13 protein-coding genes are annotated in these 18,711 nt (G+C 56.6%); 10 read left to right on the forward strand and 3 right to left on the reverse strand.

The genetic code is table 11. From position 1 onward, the window contains the following. Positions 1-114: 114 nt before the first annotated feature. From AAFN83_RS13380 to AAFN83_RS13405, 6 genes are all read left to right on the forward strand, one after another. A complete protein-coding gene (locus AAFN83_RS13380; RefSeq protein WP_347770134.1) occupies positions 115-1,134 on the forward strand; it encodes an ABC transporter ATP-binding protein in 1,020 nt (339 codons plus the stop codon). After that, the gene (locus tag AAFN83_RS13385) at positions 1,127-1,876 is read left to right on the forward strand and encodes an ABC transporter permease (RefSeq protein WP_347770136.1); all 750 of its coding nucleotides are present in this window, start codon (positions 1,127-1,129) and stop codon (positions 1,874-1,876) included. Before AAFN83_RS13380 ends, AAFN83_RS13385 begins: the two co-directional genes overlap by 8 nt. A gap of 34 nt (positions 1,877-1,910) precedes the next feature. Further along, positions 1,911-2,300 (forward strand): GntR family transcriptional regulator, encoded by a 390-nt coding sequence (locus AAFN83_RS13390; RefSeq protein WP_347770139.1) that lies wholly within the window; start codon positions 1,911-1,913, stop codon positions 2,298-2,300. After that, the gene (locus tag AAFN83_RS13395) at positions 2,297-2,989 is read left to right on the forward strand and encodes an ABC transporter ATP-binding protein (protein WP_347770141.1); all 693 of its coding nucleotides are present in this window, start codon (positions 2,297-2,299) and stop codon (positions 2,987-2,989) included. The genes AAFN83_RS13390 and AAFN83_RS13395 overlap by 4 nt, the downstream gene beginning before the upstream one ends. Continuing rightward, positions 2,986-3,759: a hypothetical protein gene (locus AAFN83_RS13400; protein ID WP_347770143.1), complete on the forward strand. Its 774-nt coding sequence runs from the start codon at positions 2,986-2,988 to the stop codon at positions 3,757-3,759. Before AAFN83_RS13395 ends, AAFN83_RS13400 begins: the two co-directional genes overlap by 4 nt. 242 nt (positions 3,760-4,001) lie before the next feature. Next, entirely contained in the window at positions 4,002-5,972 is a 1,971-nt protein-coding gene (locus AAFN83_RS13405) for a glycosyltransferase 87 family protein (protein ID WP_347770145.1), read from the forward strand. 141 nt (positions 5,973-6,113) lie between these two features. Here the strand turns inward: AAFN83_RS13405 and hemH are convergent, their stop codons facing one another. Continuing rightward, positions 6,114-7,154: a ferrochelatase gene (gene hemH / locus AAFN83_RS13410; protein ID WP_347770147.1), complete on the reverse strand. Its 1,041-nt coding sequence runs from the start codon at positions 7,152-7,154 to the stop codon at positions 6,114-6,116. A gap of 507 nt (positions 7,155-7,661) precedes the next feature. Here hemH and AAFN83_RS13415 point away from each other — a divergent pair. Next, positions 7,662-12,836 (forward strand): alpha-amylase family glycosyl hydrolase, encoded by a 5,175-nt coding sequence (locus AAFN83_RS13415; RefSeq protein WP_347770149.1) that lies wholly within the window; start codon positions 7,662-7,664, stop codon positions 12,834-12,836. A 214-nt stretch (positions 12,837-13,050) separates the two neighbouring features. Here the strand turns inward: AAFN83_RS13415 and AAFN83_RS13420 are convergent, their stop codons facing one another. Both AAFN83_RS13420 and AAFN83_RS13425 read right to left on the reverse strand, forming a co-directional pair. Next, a complete protein-coding gene (locus AAFN83_RS13420; RefSeq protein ID WP_347770151.1) occupies positions 13,051-13,659 on the reverse strand; it encodes a pentapeptide repeat-containing protein in 609 nt (202 codons plus the stop codon). A gap of 25 nt (positions 13,660-13,684) precedes the next feature. Next, positions 13,685-13,900, reverse strand: a complete 216-nt coding sequence (locus AAFN83_RS13425; RefSeq protein ID WP_347770153.1) for a hypothetical protein — start codon at positions 13,898-13,900, stop codon at positions 13,685-13,687. Positions 13,901-14,037: 137 nt separating this feature from the next. On the opposite strand from AAFN83_RS13425, the gene AAFN83_RS13430 reads away from it, so the two are divergent. The 3 genes from AAFN83_RS13430 to AAFN83_RS13440 all read left to right on the forward strand — a co-directional run bounded on the left by AAFN83_RS13430 (position 14,038) and on the right by AAFN83_RS13440 (position 18,668). Beyond that, positions 14,038-14,406, forward strand: coding sequence for a DUF1304 domain-containing protein (locus tag AAFN83_RS13430; protein WP_347770155.1), 369 nt, complete (start codon positions 14,038-14,040; stop codon positions 14,404-14,406). A gap of 450 nt (positions 14,407-14,856) precedes the next feature. Next, a complete protein-coding gene (gene ileS, locus AAFN83_RS13435) occupies positions 14,857-17,946 on the forward strand; it encodes an isoleucine--tRNA ligase (RefSeq protein ID WP_347770220.1) in 3,090 nt (1,029 codons plus the stop codon). Between the two features lie 185 nt (positions 17,947-18,131). Continuing rightward, complete coding sequence (locus AAFN83_RS13440; RefSeq protein WP_347770157.1) at positions 18,132-18,668, forward strand: hypothetical protein; 537 nt, start codon at positions 18,132-18,134, stop codon at positions 18,666-18,668. Positions 18,669-18,711 lie beyond the last annotated feature (43 nt).

The following is an 18,711-nucleotide window of genomic DNA, read 5'->3' on the forward strand; positions in this document are numbered from 1 at the left end:
CCTCGCCTCATGACGAAGGAAGCCGGGTGCATTTTTTTACAAGAAGGGCTTCCTTAATCCATTGTTTTAGTGTACTATGTAACTAACACACCGATACAATGGGAGGCAAACAATATGATCGGTTCTAATCAAGGGGTCTCGAAGGCGGGAATAGGACAGACGCCGATTCTCCGGCTCGAGGGCGTTACCAAACGAATCGGAAGCCGGGCGATCGTGGATCATCTGTCTTTTGAGATCGGCGGCGGCGAGGTGGTCGGCCTGCTCGGTCCGAACGGCGCGGGCAAGACGACAACGATCCGGATGATCGTCGGGCTGATCGGCATGAACGAGGGAGATATCTATATCGCCGGACAAAGCGTACGCGCCAATCACGCCGCTGCCATGAAGTGTGTTGGCGGCATCATCGAAAATCCAGAGTTCTATCCGTACATGTCGGGCTACGATAACCTGAAGCAGTACCAGCGCATGACGCCCGGGGTGAGCGAGGAGCGGATGCTCGAAGTCATCCGTCTGGTAGGTCTAACCGATGCGATGGGACGCAAGGTGAAGGGATATTCGCTCGGGATGCGGCAGCGGCTTGGCATCGCACAAGCTCTCCTGCATCGCCCGAAGCTTCTCATCCTTGACGAGCCGACGAACGGGCTCGACCCGGCCGGAATTCGTGAAATGCGCGAATACTTGAAGCGCATCGCCACCGAGGAAGGCATTTCGGTTCTCGTTTCGAGCCACTTGCTCGCCGAGATCGAGCTGATGTGCCACCGTGTCGTGGTGATCCAGGAAGGGAAGCTCGTGACGGTCCAATCCCTCGCCCAAGAGGCGAAGACGACGGTGGGCATTCACCTGGAGCTGCGAGTAGCCGCCGAACATCGAGAGCTTGCTCGAGGGTTGCTCGCCATGCGCAAGGATGTGCAGCTGCTTGAACAGGCGGAAGGCGGAAGCGAGGGTTTGGCATTCTCCTCTCTATCCGGCGTGCAAGTAGGCGCACCGCTGTTCCTGCAAGCCGCAGAGGCTGTCATCCCGGAGCTGATCGCGCAATTGGCGGCGGAGCGGGTTCGTATTCATCGCCTGGAAGAACACAAGGTATCGCTGGAAGACGAATTCTTGAAATGGACAGGGGGCAACCGCATTGCGTAGTTGGGGACTTCTTCTTTGGAACGAATGGATTAAGCTTTGGAAGCGTCCGGGATTCTTCGTCCCGTATCTGCTGCTCGCGATTCTCGCCGGTGGGAGTGCGGTGATCATCCACTCCATCAAGGCAGACCTGTTTGCATCCGGGTTTGACTTCACGACCGGAATGCTCGCTCCGAGCGGCAGCGGGTTGTTAATCCTTATCCTCGCGGTGTCGAGCTCCGTGAAGATCGTCACGCAGGAATATCGCTATGGCACCATTAAGTTCCTCTTGATTCGTTCCCACAGCCGTGCGAGTATTCTGACCGCGAAGCTGGCTGTCTCTCTCTTGTATACGTTGACGTTTACCCTCTTTGCTTTTCTGGCATTCTTCCTGGCGGGAGGCACAACCTTTGGCTTCACGATGGCGGCGGGAGACACCTGGAACCAATTGCTCCTGGCGGGCGTGTACGAATGGATTTTCCTGGTCATCTATGTGCTGATCGCCCTAATGATCGCCGTGTTGACGCGATCCGGCGGCAAAGCCATCGGGATGGGCATCTTTATTGCCATGCTGAACGACCTCAGCATTCCCAAGCCCTTTTTCAAGTATGTTCTGTTTCCCAACACCGATCTTTCGGTCTATGCGGCAGGGCATCCGCCCATGGCGGGAATGACGCTCGGTTTCTCCGCGACCATGTTGGCCATCTATGCAGGACTGGTTATCGGGATTTCTTACTTGCTCTTCTGCAAGAGAGATGTAAGCTGATGAGCTCGCATCCGGAAAGGAGGGTGCACGACGCATGCCCATCGAATTTGACAACAACCTGCCCATTTACCTGCAGATCATGACCCACATCAAGCGGCAGATGGTGACGGGAGCGCTGCAGCCCGGCGACAAGGTTCCAGCGGTTCGGGAGCTGGCATCAGAGCTCCAGATCAATCCCAATACGGTACAGCGTGCTCTCCAGGAGCTGGAGAGAGACGGAACCGTTGAGAGTCGCCGCGGACTAGGCCGATACGTGACAAGCGAGGAAGGGAAGATCATGGCGATCAAGAAGGAAATGGCCGGCGAACTGCTCGACCGGTTTCTGGAAGGAATGAAGGAGCTCGGCTTTGCGGGTGACGACATCACTGCAATCGTAGCCGACGCCATCCAAACGAAACAAGAGGGAAAGGGGGAGGAAGTATGAGCCTTCTGGAGCTAGCAAATGTCACCAAACGGTACAAAGGCACTCGAGGGCTGAACGGAGTCAGCTTGAGCCTTGATCCGGGAAAAATCGTCGGGCTGCTCGGCCCGAACGGAAGCGGTAAAACAACGCTGATGTCGCTCATCGCGGGCCTTGCCCATCCCGATAGCGGAACGATCAAGGTACAAGGAGTTCCGGTGGGCCTTGCAACGCGCTCCCTCGTCTCCTTCCTGCCGGATCAGCCGCTCACGGAGCCGTGGATGAAGGTGGAGGATGCCGTTGCTTATTACGCCGATTTCTTCGCAGATTTTGATCGGGAGAAGGCGCGAGAGCTGCTTTCCTTTATGAAGCTGTTGCCATCCGACCCCGTAACGGCCCTCTCCAAGGGGATGAGCGAACGCCTTCAGTTGACACTTGCGCTATCGCGCCGCGTTCCGCTGTACTTGCTCGACGAGCCGATCGGCGGGGTGGATCCAGTGGCCCGAGGGAAGATTCTGGACGCCATTGTTGAGCAATACTCCGAGGACAGCACCCTGGTCGTGTCCACCCATCTGGTTCGAGACATTGAACGGATCTTTGACGAGGTTATCTTGATCCAGGAGGGCAAAATCGTCCTGCAGCAAGAGGTGGAGGATCTGCGCCTGTCGGGAGTCGGGGTCGAGGAAACGTTTCGGGAGGTGTTTGCGGAATGAGGATGCTCCTCTATTATCAGCTCAAGCAGCGAAGAAATCATTTGCTCGGGGTGCTCGGCATACTGGTCCTGCTCGAGCTGTACCTCCTGTTCTTTCCGCCCGTCCGGCAGATTACCGAAGCAGGTGTGATCATGCTGAGCGGGACGGGCTACATCGGCGCCTTCATCGTATTTTCGGTCGAGAGCATCCGCAGCTTTTTCCAATCGCTGAAGCTGCCCTCCCGCCGATTGCTTCCCTTGCGTCCGGTTTCGCATGTCCTTGCTGCGCTTATCTATGGGTTACTCGGGTTTGCGGTGATAGCCCTTCTTGCTCTTCTTCATGGAATCTTGCTGAAGCAGGCCTTTCCCCGTCATCTACTTGCCAAGCTTGTTGATCCGGTTAGCTTCCAAGATTTTCTGGCTGGCCTTGCCATTGGGACGTGGGCGTTCCTCTTTTCCGTCATTTCGATCTACCTGCTCATTGCCTTCATCTACAGCTTTCACTTTAAATACCGCGTACTGGTTGCGATTGTCGGATACAACCTACTGCTCACGGGGATTTCCCGCTTGGAAGAATACCTGTTCCAAGTCGAGGATGGGGGCAGCGAGATCTTTCGCATGCTGTCGATTCGATGGGGCGAATCGGCCGACATGTCAGGTGTAAACGTGAGCGGGCCTTCTTCCATTACCCATTGGCTGAGCGGGGCATTGCTTTACGAAATCGCCTTCGGCGTGCTGTTCATTGTCGCCACCCTGTGGTTGATGAAAAATAAGGTAGAGCGTATCAAATAACAGGTAAACTCGCTTTTCCTCGGACCAAACCCTTGTGTTATCCACCTAGAACGGATTTGCAAACACGCTCCAGCCCTTTCCCCGTTGATTCCAGCGGCGGAAGGGGTTTTTTTGATTGGATTTGGCTTGTCTTCAGGTGGGATTAAGGCTCATTTAAGGTGAGGTCGTTAGACTGGATGCAAGGATGCGAATTTGTGCAAATTTGTTCGGAGCAACTCAATCGAGGCGGAAGGATGGCGTTCATGCAGGATAAAAGAGCAAACCGTGCCAGAGTCACCATGCTGCTCATTCTGGCGATCACCCTTGCGACGACTGTTTATTCGCTTTGGAGGTACCAGGGGAGTACCTCCTACGAAAATGCGAAGAGCATGAGCACCGCCGGAGGGTTTGGACGCGGCTTCATGGGTGAAGGCGGAGGCTGGGCTTTCGGGAACGACCGATACGGCGGCGACAATGGAACGGGGACGGGCAGGAGCGGGTCGGGTACCAGTCCCGGGAGCGGCACGCCCGTGCAGCCGAATGACGGTGCGGGCAACGACACACCGGATCGCACCTCGACTCGCGAGGGCCTGCCGGGACAAGGCAGAGGCACGGGAGAAACCCGCGGAGAAGGGGCCGGCACGGGCAGCGCGGCTGGAACCGATTCCTCTGATCGAAGCTTCGGACAAGGTCAAGCGGGAGGAGGTCGCGGCAACGGATTCGCCGACGGCGGCATGGGAATGGGCGGACGCGGATTCAGCGGCACCAGCGCGAGTGAATGGCTGAAGACGCCCCTCCTGCTCTATGTTGCTGGCTTCGCCGCAATAGTCGTTGCGGCAGGCATTTGGCTCAAAAAGCGCAAGCTTTCCTTGAGTGCGGAGAACCGCACGTCTTCCATGAATCCAGAGAATCGTACGTGTTCCTTGAATCTGGAGAACCGCAAGCTGTTGCTGGCTACACTCCTTGGAGGAGGCTTCCTTCTTCGCATGGCGATTGCCCCTTGGGTGGGGGCACACAATGATTTGTCGCTGTTCCGCAATTGGGCGCTTACGGCAGCCCAGGGCCTAGCGGACTTTTATCAGAATGGCAACGCGGATTATCCGCCCGTCTACATCTACATCTTGTACCCGATTGGGAAGGCAATCGCCAGTCTGGGTGTAGGCGGCTATTCCGTGCTTTTGCTGAAGCTGCCTGCGCTTCTTGCGGATACCGCGACCGCCTGGCTGCTCTACCGGATCGCCCGCAAGCGGCTGCCGGAAGTAGCGGGGCTCTTGATCGCCGCTTTCTATCTGTTGAATCCGGCGGTGCTTCTCAACTCGACCTTCTGGGGGCAGGTGGATTCGTTCTTTACGCTGCTCATCCTGCTTGCTTTGTCGGCCATTGCTTATCGCAGGCCGACCCTTTCGGCGGTGTTGTTCACCATCGCGATTCTGATGAAGCCGCAAGGGATCATCTTCCTGCCGGTTCTCTTCTTCGAGCTGGTGAGAGGGCGCCGCCTCATGCAATGGGTGAAGGCGGCAGGTGCTGCGCTCGGAACGGCGATCCTCTTGCTCCTCCCCTTTTCCATTGGGAAGGACCCCCTCTGGATCATCGACCTGTACAAGAGCACGGTAGGAGAGTATCCCTATGCTTCGGTAAATGCCTTCAACTTCTTCGGCCTGATCGGCACGAATTACACACCGAGCGAGCAGGTGGGCTTCCTCATCAGCTATCACCTCTGGGGGCTTGTCTTCATCGCCGTAACAACGCTGTTCTCCTGGGTAATCTATCACCGGGCGAAGAGCCCCGACGCGGCTTATCTCGCCGGGTTGATCCAGATCGTCGGCGTGTTTACCTTCTCGACCAGCATGCATGAGCGCTACCTCTATCCGGCGATTGCGCTCGCATTGGCGGCCTTCGCGATGCGGCGGGACGAGAGGCAGCTTGGCTTCGCCGCTGCGTTCACAGCTACCGTCTACGCCAATACGCACGCGATCTATTTCAGCCGCAGTGCTGGCATGAACGGCGCCTCAACGAGCTTTGTCCTGCTGGCGGTGTCTCTCCTGAACGTCATCCTCTGCTTCCTGCTTGCCAAGATCTCCTGGGAGGGAACGAGCAGGGATAAGGATCTTCCCGGAAGCGGGGGCTGGAGTGAGGGGAAGGCGGCCGATGCTTCCAGGCCGGTACCGGGAAGGCCGGCGGATTCCGCGTTGGCTACCCCGCCTGAATTCGCGGCTCTGCCCGCATCAGAGTAATACAGGCAACTGGATTTAGTAAAATCGCGAAAAGCCCGTCTCTCGTGTTTGGCACGAGAAACGGGCTTTTTCATACGTCCAGCGCAAGACTGACGCGCGTTCGCAACGCCAGTCTACGATTCTTGAAGGGATCCCGTCAGCCTAGCTGCAGCGCTGTTCATTGTCTCGCGACTCCCAGCCGGAGGCTTCGGTGCGAATCAGATCGGCCAGAAAATCAAGCCATTCCGGCTGATCGTTCAGGCAAGGGCACAAGGCAAAGCCGGTTTCGGAGCCGCCATGCCGAACATAGTCCTCCCGTGCCTCCATGCCGAGCTCGTACAGAGTCTCCAGGCAATCGGTCACGAGGCCGGGAGAGAAGACGAAGGGACGGCGAACACCCTCTTCGGCCAGCCGGATCAAGGTTTCGGCCGTAGAGGGGCCGAGCCAGGTTTCCGGGCCGAAGCGGGATTGGTAGGTGACCTGCCATTCATCATCCGCCCAGCCCATTTCCAGAGCGAGTAGTCGGGCGGTCTCTCGGCACTCGTCGGCATAAGGATCACCCGTTTCCACGTACCGTTTGGGAATACCATGGAAGGTGAGGATATAGCGATCTGGCCTTTCGGAGAGATGCTCCAGTTGGTCTTCGATTCGCTTGCGCATGGCTTGAAGGTAGCCCCTCCGGCTGTGATAGCTGCCGACCAGCCGCAATTCGGGCACGAAGCGCTTAGGGGCAGGGCCGCTCGCCTTCGTACGTCCCAGTGCGGAAAAGCAAGCATGGTCATAGACAACGGCGGTCGTCGTCGAAGAATATTGCGGGAACATGGGCAGGACGACGATGCGGCGAATCCCCGCTGCTTCGAGCCGCCGCACCGCATCTCCAATGTCTGCTTCGGTATAGGCGAGGCCGAGCTCGACCCGGTACCGACTGCCGAGCCGCTCCTGCAGTCCGTTTCTCTGCTTGGCGGAGAAGACCAGAAGCGGGGAGCCCTCCTTCATCCAGACCTTCTGATAGAGGGCGGCTGAGCGTTTGGGGCGTACACGCAGAATAATCCCCCTGAGCAGCGGCTGCCAGAGATAAGACGGGTAATCGATCACCCTCCGGTCGGAGAGGAATTTTCGCAGATAGGGGCGGACCGCCTTGGCCTCCGGGGCTTTCGGGGTCCCGATCTGGGCGAGAATGACACCAATTTGCTCCGAATTCATAGAGAACCCCCATTCTTAGGTTAAAAAGACAACGGCTTTATCGTACCTTTTGCATTTTCAAGCTGTCAATGGAAGCCATTTTGAAGAGGGAGGCAATCGCTTGTTGTGCAGGAAGAGGATTGGGAAAGGACATGCCTAATTGCATCCATAATCATGCAAATTGTGCAAACATATTTTTCTTGTGCAAATAGATTCGGTTCTGAAATAATGAGAAAAAGGTGCGAAATGAAGAGGAAATGAAAATAAGGATGGATTTATACTGCGAAATCCTTGTGCAAATGATTTGACTTGGATTTCCCTTCCAGTATGCTTGAATTAGCAAGAAAACGCTTACGAATAAGCTTTTTGGTTTCCTTTTTCCTTTCTGAGAGAAGTCAAACGTTTTCCAACGATTGCTGGGAAGGAGGGCTACTGCAAGGAATCAGCCATCTAAGGCTAGGCAAGCTGTTGTTCACTGTGATTTTACGCAAGCGCTTACATATTACAATCCAAAGGAGCTGACTGACTTTGACTGAAACGCGCAAAGCCGTTCATCGACCATCCCGACCGCTGGTATGGCTGCTTCTTCTCGCTTTACTGGCCAACCTGCTGCCGGTCTTTCCGCCTGCTGCACGAGCAGAGGGAAGCATCACGAGCCCCCAGATCGGGACGAGAACGGCGGATGGAGCAGAGGTACTCTTTTCCTATCAGGGAGATGGTTCGGAAAGCAAGGTGATCGTGAAGGGGGAGTTTACCGCTGACGGGTGGGGAACGTTGATTCCGCTTGCCAAAGGAAACGGAGATCTCTGGTCCGTCACCCGAAAGATTCCGGCCGGGTGGTACGAATACGGTCTGGTGGCGGGTGAGCAGGATTGGAAGGCCGACCCGTTGAATCCGGTCCGCAAGAACGGCAACCCCGGCCTTTCGGTTCCCGGGATTTCCTTCAAACAACCGGCCAATATCGCTCGTGGAACCGCAACGGTTCTGGACGCCGTCTATTATACCGGTGTGCTGGGGGAAACGGAGCCGGTCGAATGGTCGGTTGCCCCCGCCAATCAAGGCGTAAAGATCCTGGACAGCAAGCTCACGGTAGCAGAGGACGCGATACTGGGGGATTATGTGGTTTCAGCGACTCACGGCACTTGGACGCTGACGCGTACGGTACCCGTAGCCGCTTCGGCCCTTGTGAGTCCGGCAATCGAAGCGGACGGCAGCATCACGTTCGTGAATGCCAGCCATCCAGGAGACACCCTCTACTTGGTCGGACAGATGAACGGGTGGAATGAACAGACTGCTCTTCCGTTTCAGAAGCAGGACGGTGTGTTTCGCCTGAACCTGAAGCTTGCACCGGGCAAGTACGAGTATAAGTTCCTTCCGACCCTCGGCAGCTGGGCAGGAGACTTCACCGACCCGCTCAACCCGCGGACAGCGGGAGGAAACTCACTGGCGATTGTGCCGGGCTTGCTCTTCGAGTCTGCGACCGATGTAGCGGTCGGCAGCAGTCTGGAGCTGAAGGCGTCCCTCCTGTCCCCCGCCGGCGAGAAGACGGAAGCGGCACCGGTCTGGAGCCTGAAGGAGCCGGTAGAGGGCGTGACGCTGACGGGGAATCGGTTAACGGTATCTTCCGAAGCCGTCGTGAAGACGATTGTGGTCCAGGCGGAATTTGCCGGGTATCGTTTGGAGCGAACGCTTACGGTTGTCTCGACGATGAACCGCTATACCTTGCATTATTACCGGCCGGATGGAAAAGCCGGAGATTGGAACCTGTGGCTTTACCCGCCTGGCAAGGAAGGCAAGGGGTATTCCTTTACCAAGGTTGACGAAGACGGCTTTGCTACCGGAACCTATTCGTTTCCCGACGCCAAGCTGAATGTCATTCCCCGCCTATCCGTGGAGGGAAATGACTGGTCGGCCCAGGACTCCACGCGGCTGGTCGAGAGTAAGAGCGGCCAGGCGACAGAGGCGTGGATCGTGCAAGGAAAGGAAGAGGTGTACTACAGCAAGCCGGATGTGACCAACAGCAAACCCGACCGCTACATCAAGTTTACCTATACGAAGCCGGATGGCGATTTCAAGGGCTGGAATCTCTGGGTCTGGAACACCGGCATCTCGGATGGAGAGGTGTCCTTCACCTCGATCTCCAGGACGAATGCCGTGGCTATTATTCCCATCTCCAAATCGACCGCTAAGATCGGCTTCAAGGTGCGCAAAGGGATCGATTGGCAAGTCGTCGATCAGGACTACGATCGGGAGATCATCACCGGCACGAACCCGGTAACCAAGGTAGGTGTTACCGCAGGTCAAGGAACCATACGGACCTACCCGCCTCTAACGGCTCCTCTGCTTGCGGATGGCGGAGCGACCTTCTATTACCGGGACAACGAGCTGTTTGCCGAGGATCAGATGAACCGGATCAGCGCGGTAACGCTGCAGATTGCCGGTGTCGACTACCCGATGACGTATTCGGCAGAAGAGGAGCGATTCACCTATACGCTGGAGAAGCTGACGCCGGGACGGCATCTGTACTCCTATAGGGTGACGAAGGATGGAGTCACAACCGAGGTCAGCGATCCGATGAATACGGTGAACGGCGAGTCGGTGATCGAGTACGCTTTGCCGAGCTTTGAGCTTACCGCATCCGTAGCGCCCGGAGCGATCAACTCCAACGAGAACGCGGTGCTGGCCTTGCGTTTGGAGGGAGAAGCGGCCGATGTCCGCAGCCTTTCGGCGGACCTTACCGCCCTGGGCGGCAAAGTCGATACGAGCATTGATGCATCCCTTCTTGCCTTAACGCTTGCCGTGAAGGATTCGGTCACCGCCGGGGTCAAGAGCATTCCGCTGACGCTGACAGACCGATTCGGCAACAAGCATCGGTTCGAAACGAGCGTGACGGTGAAGACCCGGCAGCAGGAAAACACGAACGATTTTGACTGGGATGAAGCCCGCATTTACTTTTTGCTAACCGACCGGTTCTTTAATGGCAATCCGGCGAACGACGATCCGAATGGGGAGGGGTACGATAAAACCCATCTCGAGTCTTATCACGGGGGGGATTGGCAGGGGATAACACAGAAGCTCGACTACTTGGTTGACCTCGGCATCAACACGATCTGGATTTCCCCCATTGTCGACAACATCGATTTCAACAAAGGGCTGGATTTTGGCGGAGATCAGTATGCGTACCATGGGTACTGGGCCAAGAATTTCACCGAGACCGAAGAGCATTTTGGCGACATCCGCGACTTTCAGACGCTGCTAGATGGAGCGCACAGCCGAGGAATCAAGGTGATGGTGGACGTGGTGCTCAATCACACGGGGTACGGAATGGACGTCCCCGATTCAAAAGGGATTCGTCATTACCCGACGGATGAGGAACGGAAGGTGTTTGACGGCATGCTGCGTTCGGAGGACGAGGACGGCGTCATTCGCAACCGCCTGGCGGGCTTGCCCGACCTGCGCACGGAAGACCCGGCGGTGCGGGATAAGATCATCCAGTGGCAGACGGATTGGATCGAGAAGACACGCACGGAGCTCGGGAACACCATTGATTATTTCCGCGTGGATACGGTTAAGCATGTGGACAACACGACGTGGATGTCCTTTAAGAACCGGCTTACGGAGCTTGAGCCTTCCTTCAAGCTGATCGGGGAAAACTTCGGAGCGAGCATCGACAACGATGGGGGATACCTGAAGAGCGGGATGATGGATTCGCAGCTGGACTTCCGGTTCAAAGGGGTTGCCAGTGACTTGGTTAACGGCAAAATCTCCAGCGTGGAGAGAGAACTGGCCGCTCGAAACGAGACGCTGGATAACACGGCAACGATGGGGCAATTCCTCAGCAGTCACGATGAGGATAACTTCTTGATCAAGCTTCTCAGCGAATCGGACCGGGTGAAATTCAAGAACGGAACCATGGACGAGGAGACCCTGCACTCGGTTCAAGGCAAGCAAATGCTCGCCGCAGCTCTTCAAATTACGGCAAAGGGGCAGCCGGTCATCTATTACGGGGAAGAAATCGGGCAATCCGGCATGAACGCAGGCGACATGAGCAAGGGCCAGTTCAGCGAGAACCGCTACGACTTCGACTGGAGCCGACTGACCGAGGAAACCTACCTCACCCTCCATGATCATTACAAAAAACTGCTGAACATCCGAAAAGAAAACTCGCTCGTGTTCTCCAAAGGGACGCGCACACAAGTGGTCGGTTCCGATGATGAGGGCTACGATGTGTTTGCGAGGAGCTACAAGGGGCAAACCCTCTACGTGGGCTTGAATATCAAAGAGGCGGAGCAGACCGTATCCGTTCCCACCGGCGGGACTGGTGCGTGGAAGGATTTGTACAGCGGAACGATCTACCAAACAGATGGAGAGGGCCGGCTTACCGTGAAGCTGCCTTCTTCCTTGAAGGGCGGCACCGTGGTTCTGGCAGCCGAGAAGAGCAGTGAGCCGGGAAGCGGCTCCGGCTATGGAGTTTTCGTTCCGCCTACCACCCAGCTTCGGGTTACTCCGATTGTGTCGGAAAGCGGAGGAAAGCAAGTAGAGATTACCGAATCGGAGCTGACGGCAGCTTTTACCCTCGCGGCGAGCAAAGCGGATAAAACCGTGGAGCTTTCCTTGAGCGGGATAGCCGCTGGAGAGAGGGTGAAGGTACTGCTCCCCTCGCAGGCACTCGTATCGGATGCTGCCAGGAAGGGATCGCTTCGCATCGCGGCAGGGGAACTGACAATAACAATTCCGGGCGGAGCATGGCCAACCGCAGGGCAGGCTGGAGGGGGACGCTTCGTTCTGGAGATCGGGACAGCTGTGGATTCCGAAACGACCGCCGTGTCGAACCGCATTCAAGGAGTAGATGCGGGATACCGCTCTGCGGGATCGCTCTTCCATTTGTCCGTTACAACGAGTGACGGCAAACCGGTAGCATTCCGGGAAAAGCTGGAATGGAGTCGAGCGCTTAGCGAAAGGGAGCTTGCGATGTTGAGCGAACCGAGCAAGGCCGGGGCATATGGGATTGGAACAGAAGGGCAACCGTCCTATCTGGGTGGACGCCTATCTGAGGGTCGGTTCCTGTTCAAGTCGCTTGAATTGGGGGATTTCCTGATTCTCCAATACAATAAATCCTTCCGTGACGTGCCGGGAGGCTGGTCCAAGGCCTATATTGAGGTGCTGGCGGCCAAACACATCGCACGTGGAATAGGAGAGGATGTCTTCCGACCGCAAGGGATCGTCACGCGGGCGGAGCTGGCTGCCTTCCTCGGTCGAACGCTAGGGTTCTCGACAGCGGCCGACTTTGACACGACGGAGCCTGGAGAGGGGGGCTTCTTCCCCGATATTCCTGCCGCTTCCTATTACGCCGATTATGCGGCGGCATTGGGGCAAGCGGGGATTCTGACCGGCTATGACGACGGTAGCTTCCGTCCGAATGAAGCCATCACCCGCGAGCAGCTTGCCGTACTTCTGGACCGGGCCTATCGCTACGCGGCGGCGAACTCGGAACAGGACGTCTCCATCAGTCAGGCATCCAGCCCGACAGCCTTCACGGATCTCTCGGAAGCCTCTCCTTACGCTGCGGAATCCATTCGCGCCGTTCAAGCGCTTGGCTTGATGGAGGGGGATGGGCATGGACGCTTCCAGCCGAAGGCGACTGCTACCCGGGAGCAGCTCGCGAAGGTGCTCGTTCTGCTTCTGGAGAAGCTTGAACAGTAGGAGACAAAGCCGCTAAGTGACAGCTCTGGACTCATTGCTTTCCTCATACGGTGAGAGAGGAACGGAATCGGCGCGGTTGATGAACAACCGCGAGTTTCCTTTCCCTCCATGCAAAAAGCTGCCGATGACTCATCGGCAGCTTTTTTTGGTTTCTGAACGCATAAGGGAGAGACATCTCCTTCAAGGCGAGGTTCCGAACCTGTTCTTGCTGCCCTCACTCCACCTTCGCCCCGTAGGAACGGAGGAACAGCACTGCCTGGGTCAAGTCCATGCGCGCTCCCTTCACTTGCAGCGATGGGAAGTCGACGCCGTCCAGCCTGGCTTCACGCAGGTCTGCTCCCACCAGCTTCGCCTTGGCGAGGATGGCGCGGGTGAGATCGGCTTCGCGCAGATCCGCCTTCTCCAGGTTGCACTCCATCAGGTCGGATTCCACGAAGCGAACGCCGCGCAGATCCTGCCGGCTGAGGTTGGCGTGCCGGAGGTTGGTGTAGGACCAATCCCCGCCTTTGATGGTGAAGCCGTTCATCTGACATTCGGTTAGATCGGAGCCGACGAGCTTGCATTCCTCAAAGACTGCGGCGAACAGATTGGCGCCGGTCAACAGGCAGTTGGTGAAGGCACTGTTTCGATGAATCGCTCCGTTCATTAGCACTCCTGTCATATCGCAATCTACAAATTGACAGTGCTCCGTACGGAGGTCCTCCATGCGGGCGCCCCGAAAGCGGCAGCGAACGAAGGTGCACTGCCGAAATTCTGCATCGCGAAGATCTTGACTGGAGAAGTCACGGTCGGCATATTCTTCTTGTTCGTAGTAGAGGGTCATGTCGATCTTCCTTTCTAAACACGCTCTAACGCTTTCTCATTTCGTAGAACTCACAGTCCTGTCGCTGATAATAAGCGACATCGCCTACTCCGGACTGGATAACGACCAGATCGGGGGAGAAGCGGACGATCAGGCCGCCCGCATCCACCAGATGATCGTCTTGAAACACCCGAACGCGCCATTCCTTGGCTTCCGCTTCCTCAAAATCCGCATCGGTGATCAGTTTGCGATTGATGGCCATACAACAACCTCTCTCGTTTCATTCGCTTGCCGCCCATGGAGAGGAGGAAGAGGAAACGGGTGAATTTGACAAAGCAAAGGGGGTTCGCTATATTGATTGTATACAATTAAATTACGAATCAGAAAAGAGGTCCCCTAATGGAAATCGCAGCTAAGGTGCTCGTCGCGCTTGTCGCATTGGAGCACGTGTATATTCTCGTGATGGAAATGTTCCTGTGGAACACCCCGAGGGTACGGAAGACCTTCGGTACCACACCTGCTTTTGCCGAACAGACAAAGGCTCTTGCCGCCAATCAAGGCTTGTACAACGGCTTTCTGGCCGCCGGCCTGCTGTGGGGGCTCTTCCATGGCAATGCGGATTTCGGTCAGCAGTTGCAGCTTTTCTTCGTCGGCTGCGTCTTGGTGGCTGCGATCTACGGCGGACTGACCTCCAGCCGCTCCATTTTGGTGAAGCAGGGACTTCCAGCTTGCTTGGCGTTTCTAGCTCTCCTGGTCGTGGCCCTGTAACCCTCCACGAGTGCGACGGCAGAACAGTCGTTCGAGTTCGCTTCTCCCAACTTATCCTTCCAATAGGCAGGCTGTCAACCGCCCCCTGTGGTTGACTTTTGGCCTCCAATATTGTACAACGGGAGAAGATGAATCGACAGCAACTTCCTTGACGAGACTGCCGTCCCCGGTTCCTTGTATCCCCAGAGAGTTGGCCTTAGCGCTGAAAGCCAACGTTCAAGCCCGGTTGATGATCCTCTCCGAGAAGGTTCGCCGAAGCGAAAGTAAGCGAACCCGGTTCCCCGCCGTTATTCGGGACGCACGCTGTTACGGGCGTGCGGCTGAGGAGCCGTTCTTTTCTGTCGCTGTGCGCACAGGGAAGACGGAAGCAGGGTGGTCACGCGGGTTAAACAGATCCCGTCCCTTAGGGGGCGGGATTTTTTGCATTTTTCACAGAAAGGGATGAGCAAGTTGCAAAAGGTGGATGTCAAAGAAAAGGCTCGCGCACGCGAGCTTCGGGTGCTCGACAAATGGCGGCAGGAGGACACGTTCGCCGCTTCGATCCGGAATCGCGAGGGCAAGCCGAACTTCGTCTTTTATGAAGGACCGCCGACCGCGAACGGCAAGCCGCATATCGGACACGTGCTTGGGCGCGTCATCAAGGACTTCGTCGGGCGCTACAAGACGATGGAGGGCTATCGTGTCGTCCGGAAGGCAGGCTGGGATACGCACGGACTTCCAGTCGAACTGGGCGTGCAAAAGGAGCTTGGCATCTCCGGCAAAGCCGAGATCGAGAAATACGGCGTCGAAGCCTTTATCCAGAAGTGCAAGGGCAGTGTCTTCGAATACGAAAAGCAGTGGCGCGACCTCACCGAAGCGATCGGCTACTGGACCGACATGGACCACCCCTATATCACGCTCGACAACAACTACATCGAATCCGTCTGGCACCTGCTGTCGGACATTCACGGCAAGGGACTGCTCTACAAGGGGCATCGCGTAAGCCCTTATTGTCCCGATTGCCAGACGACGCTCAGCTCGCATGAGGTGGCGCAAGGATATGAGGACGTCAAGGACCTGAGTGCGACGGTCAAGTTCAAGAGCAAGAACGAGGATGCCTACTTCCTCGCCTGGACGACCACGCCGTGGACGCTTCCGGCGAACGTGGCGCTGGCCGTCAACCGGGACCTGGAATACATCAAGGCACGCCAGGACGGTGAGGTGTACATCCTCGCCAAGAACCTCGCTGACAAAGTCCTGAAGGAAGGCTACGAGGTGCTGGCCGTCGTCAAAGGCTCGGAGCTTGTCGGTACGCCGTACACGCCGCCTTTCGGTTATGTTGAGGTATCGAAGGGACATATCGTCGTCGACGCCGAGTATGTCAGCGACACGAGCGGAACCGGTATCGTGCACACCGCTCCGGCACACGGGGAAGACGACTACAAGACGACCCGCCAGCATGGCATCGACTTCGTGAACGTGGTCGATCTTGCCGGCCGCTATACCGACAAGGTGACGGCCTTTGCCGGCCGCTTCGTCAAGGATTGCGACGTCGACATCGTCAAATACCTGGCGGAGCAAGGGCTTCTGTTTAGCAAGGAGCGCTACGAGCACAGCTATCCGTTCTGCTGGCGCTGCAAATCGCCGCTCCTGTATTACGCGATGGAGAGCTGGTTCATCAAGACGACCGCGGTTCAGGAAGAGCTGCTTGCGAACAACCGTGAGATCGCCTGGTACCCGCCTCACCTCCGCGACGGCCGCTTCGGCAAGTTTCTGGAGGAGCTCGTGGACTGGAACATCAGCCGCAACCGCTATTGGGGAACGCCGCTCAATGTCTGGGTGTGCCGAGACTGTGGAGCGGAATACTCGCCGGGCAGCCGTCAGGAGCTGCAGGACAAGGCGATCGAGCCGATCGAAGGGGAGTTGGAGCTGCATAAGCCTTATGTGGATGCTGTCCATGTGCACTGCTCCTGCGGCGGTATCATGGAGCGCACCTCCGAGGTGATCGACGTCTGGTTCGACAGCGGCTCGATGCCGTTTGCTCAATACCATTACCCGTTCGGAGACAAGAAGACGTTCGAGGAACAATTCCCGGCCGATCTCATCTGCGAAGGCATCGACCAGACGCGCGGCTGGTTCTTCAGCCTCCTCGCCGTCTCGACGCTCACCACGGGCAAGGCTCCATACAAGGCTGTCATCTCGACTGGTCACGTGCTGGACGAGAACGGGCAGAAGATGTCCAAGAGCAAGGGCAACGTCATCGATCCTTGGGAGATCATCGAGGAGTTCGGAACCGACGCCTTCCGTTGGGCGCTTCTCTCGGACAGCGCTCCGTGGAACAGCAAGCGGTTCTCGAAGCAGATCGTAGCGGAGGCGAAGTCGAAGGTGGTGGATACGATCCACAACACCCACGCATTCCTCGCGCTCTATGCCAACATCGACGGCTACAACCCGGCGGACCATGCAGTGCTTGATCCGAAGAACCCGCTGGATCGCTGGATTCTGTCTCGCCTGAACACCACGCTGGAGCTCGTGAAGAAGGGCCTTGTCGGCTACGACTTCCTGAACCCGGCTCGGGCAATTGAGACCTTCGTGGATGAGCTGAGCAACTGGTACATCCGCCGTTCCCGCGACCGTTTCTGGGGCGGAGAATGGACCGAGGACAAAGTGACAGCCTATCAGACGCTGACCGAGGTGCTCCGCACCCTCGCCCTGATGCTCGCGCCGTACATGCCGCTCCTCGCGGAAGACCTGTATGCAAACCTGGGCGGAGAAGGCAGCGTACACCTGGCCGACTACCCGAATGTGAACTCCGCGTTGATCGACACCGAGCTGGAAAATGATATGGAGGCGGCTCGTCAAATCGTTGAGTTGGCCCGGAACATCCGCAACGAAACGGGACTCAAGACCCGTCAGCCGCTGTCCGAGCTGATCCTGTCCCTCGACCTGGATCGCGAGTTCCATGTGGACCGTTTCGCGGACATCATCCGCGACGAGGTGAACGTCAAGGAAATCCGCGTCGCCACGAGCGACAGCGGCTTCGTAAACTTCTCCATGAAGCTCAACCTGAAGGTGGCGGGTAAGAAATACGGCAAGTTCGTCGGCCCGATCCAACAGCACCTGAAGGGGCTGACGGCGGAGGAAGCCAAGCAAGTGGTCGACAGCGGAAGCCTCGATCTGACGCTGGACGGTGAAGAGCTGCACATCTCGCTGGAGGAGCTGCTCGTCGAGAAGCAGGCGAAGCCGGGCTTTGCATCGGCCAGCGGATACCGAATGACGGTTGCGCTGAACACCGAGCTGACCGAAGCGCTCCTGCAGGAGGGCCTCGTCCGGGAAGTGGTCCGCGCTGTGCAGGATTACCGCAAAAAGCTGGAGCTGCCGATCGAGAAGCGCATCCGCCTCGTACTCGACGCCGACAGCGAGCTGCAAGAGGCCCTTACCCGCTTCGATTCCGTTCTGCGCGAGAATGTTCTGCTCGAACAAGTGCGCTTTGCTTCGGAGCCTGGCATGGAGCAAGCTTCACTCGGCGAGAAGACCATCGGAATGCTTGTAGAAGATTAAGAGAACAAGACGTACACCCGCATGCCCTAACCCGCAAGCTCCGTCCTGATGAATCGAGTGGAGCTTGCATATATGCGGAGGTATACCCTAGAGAAGTACAACAAGGCATTCAGTCATCGTAGAACAGCGAGGCTGGGTGTCTTTTTTATGGAAAAAACCTGCTTGTAAAAGGGGGAACTGGAGCGATGAAAAAGCTCTCCATGCTTCTGCTTGTTCTTTGCCTAATCCTGATCGTATATAAAATCGAATCCAAGCCAGAGTCGGTTGAAACCGCTCTGTATACGGGGAAAAGCTTATCCATTGGTGTTGTAGGAGATGCTCCAAGCGTAAGAGAACCCAACATTCACTTTAAGAAACTGAGCTTGGATCAAATGAGGGAGCTCACGCCTTCTTCTGACCTTGATGCAGTCTTTATCAGGAAGGGTCATTTTCATGAAGCGGCGGATCAGGAATATGCCAAAGTCTATCAGGAGGCGGGGATCCCTTTTTTCTTTATCGATACGCATAAAACATGCACACCTTTTATAAATGAGGACCTTTCATACGAGGATGTTCCCGATCTTTCCATGGAGTACGCTGCAGGTTACTATCAATCGGGTGAGAAATACCAACGCTGGGGGTTCGGGTTATACAACGATATTGTAAATGAGGCGAATATCAGGGACGTCTATTCCCGGATTTTCATGATGATTGAGTCTGTGCATGAAGGAAGCTCCATTTAATTGACACGGAGCCTCCGCAGTCCTAATAGCGGATCGAAAAAGA

This window comes from Gorillibacterium sp. CAU 1737 (assembly GCF_039888655.1).
Taxonomy (GTDB): Bacteria; Bacillota; Bacilli; order Paenibacillales; family NBRC-103111; genus Gorillibacterium.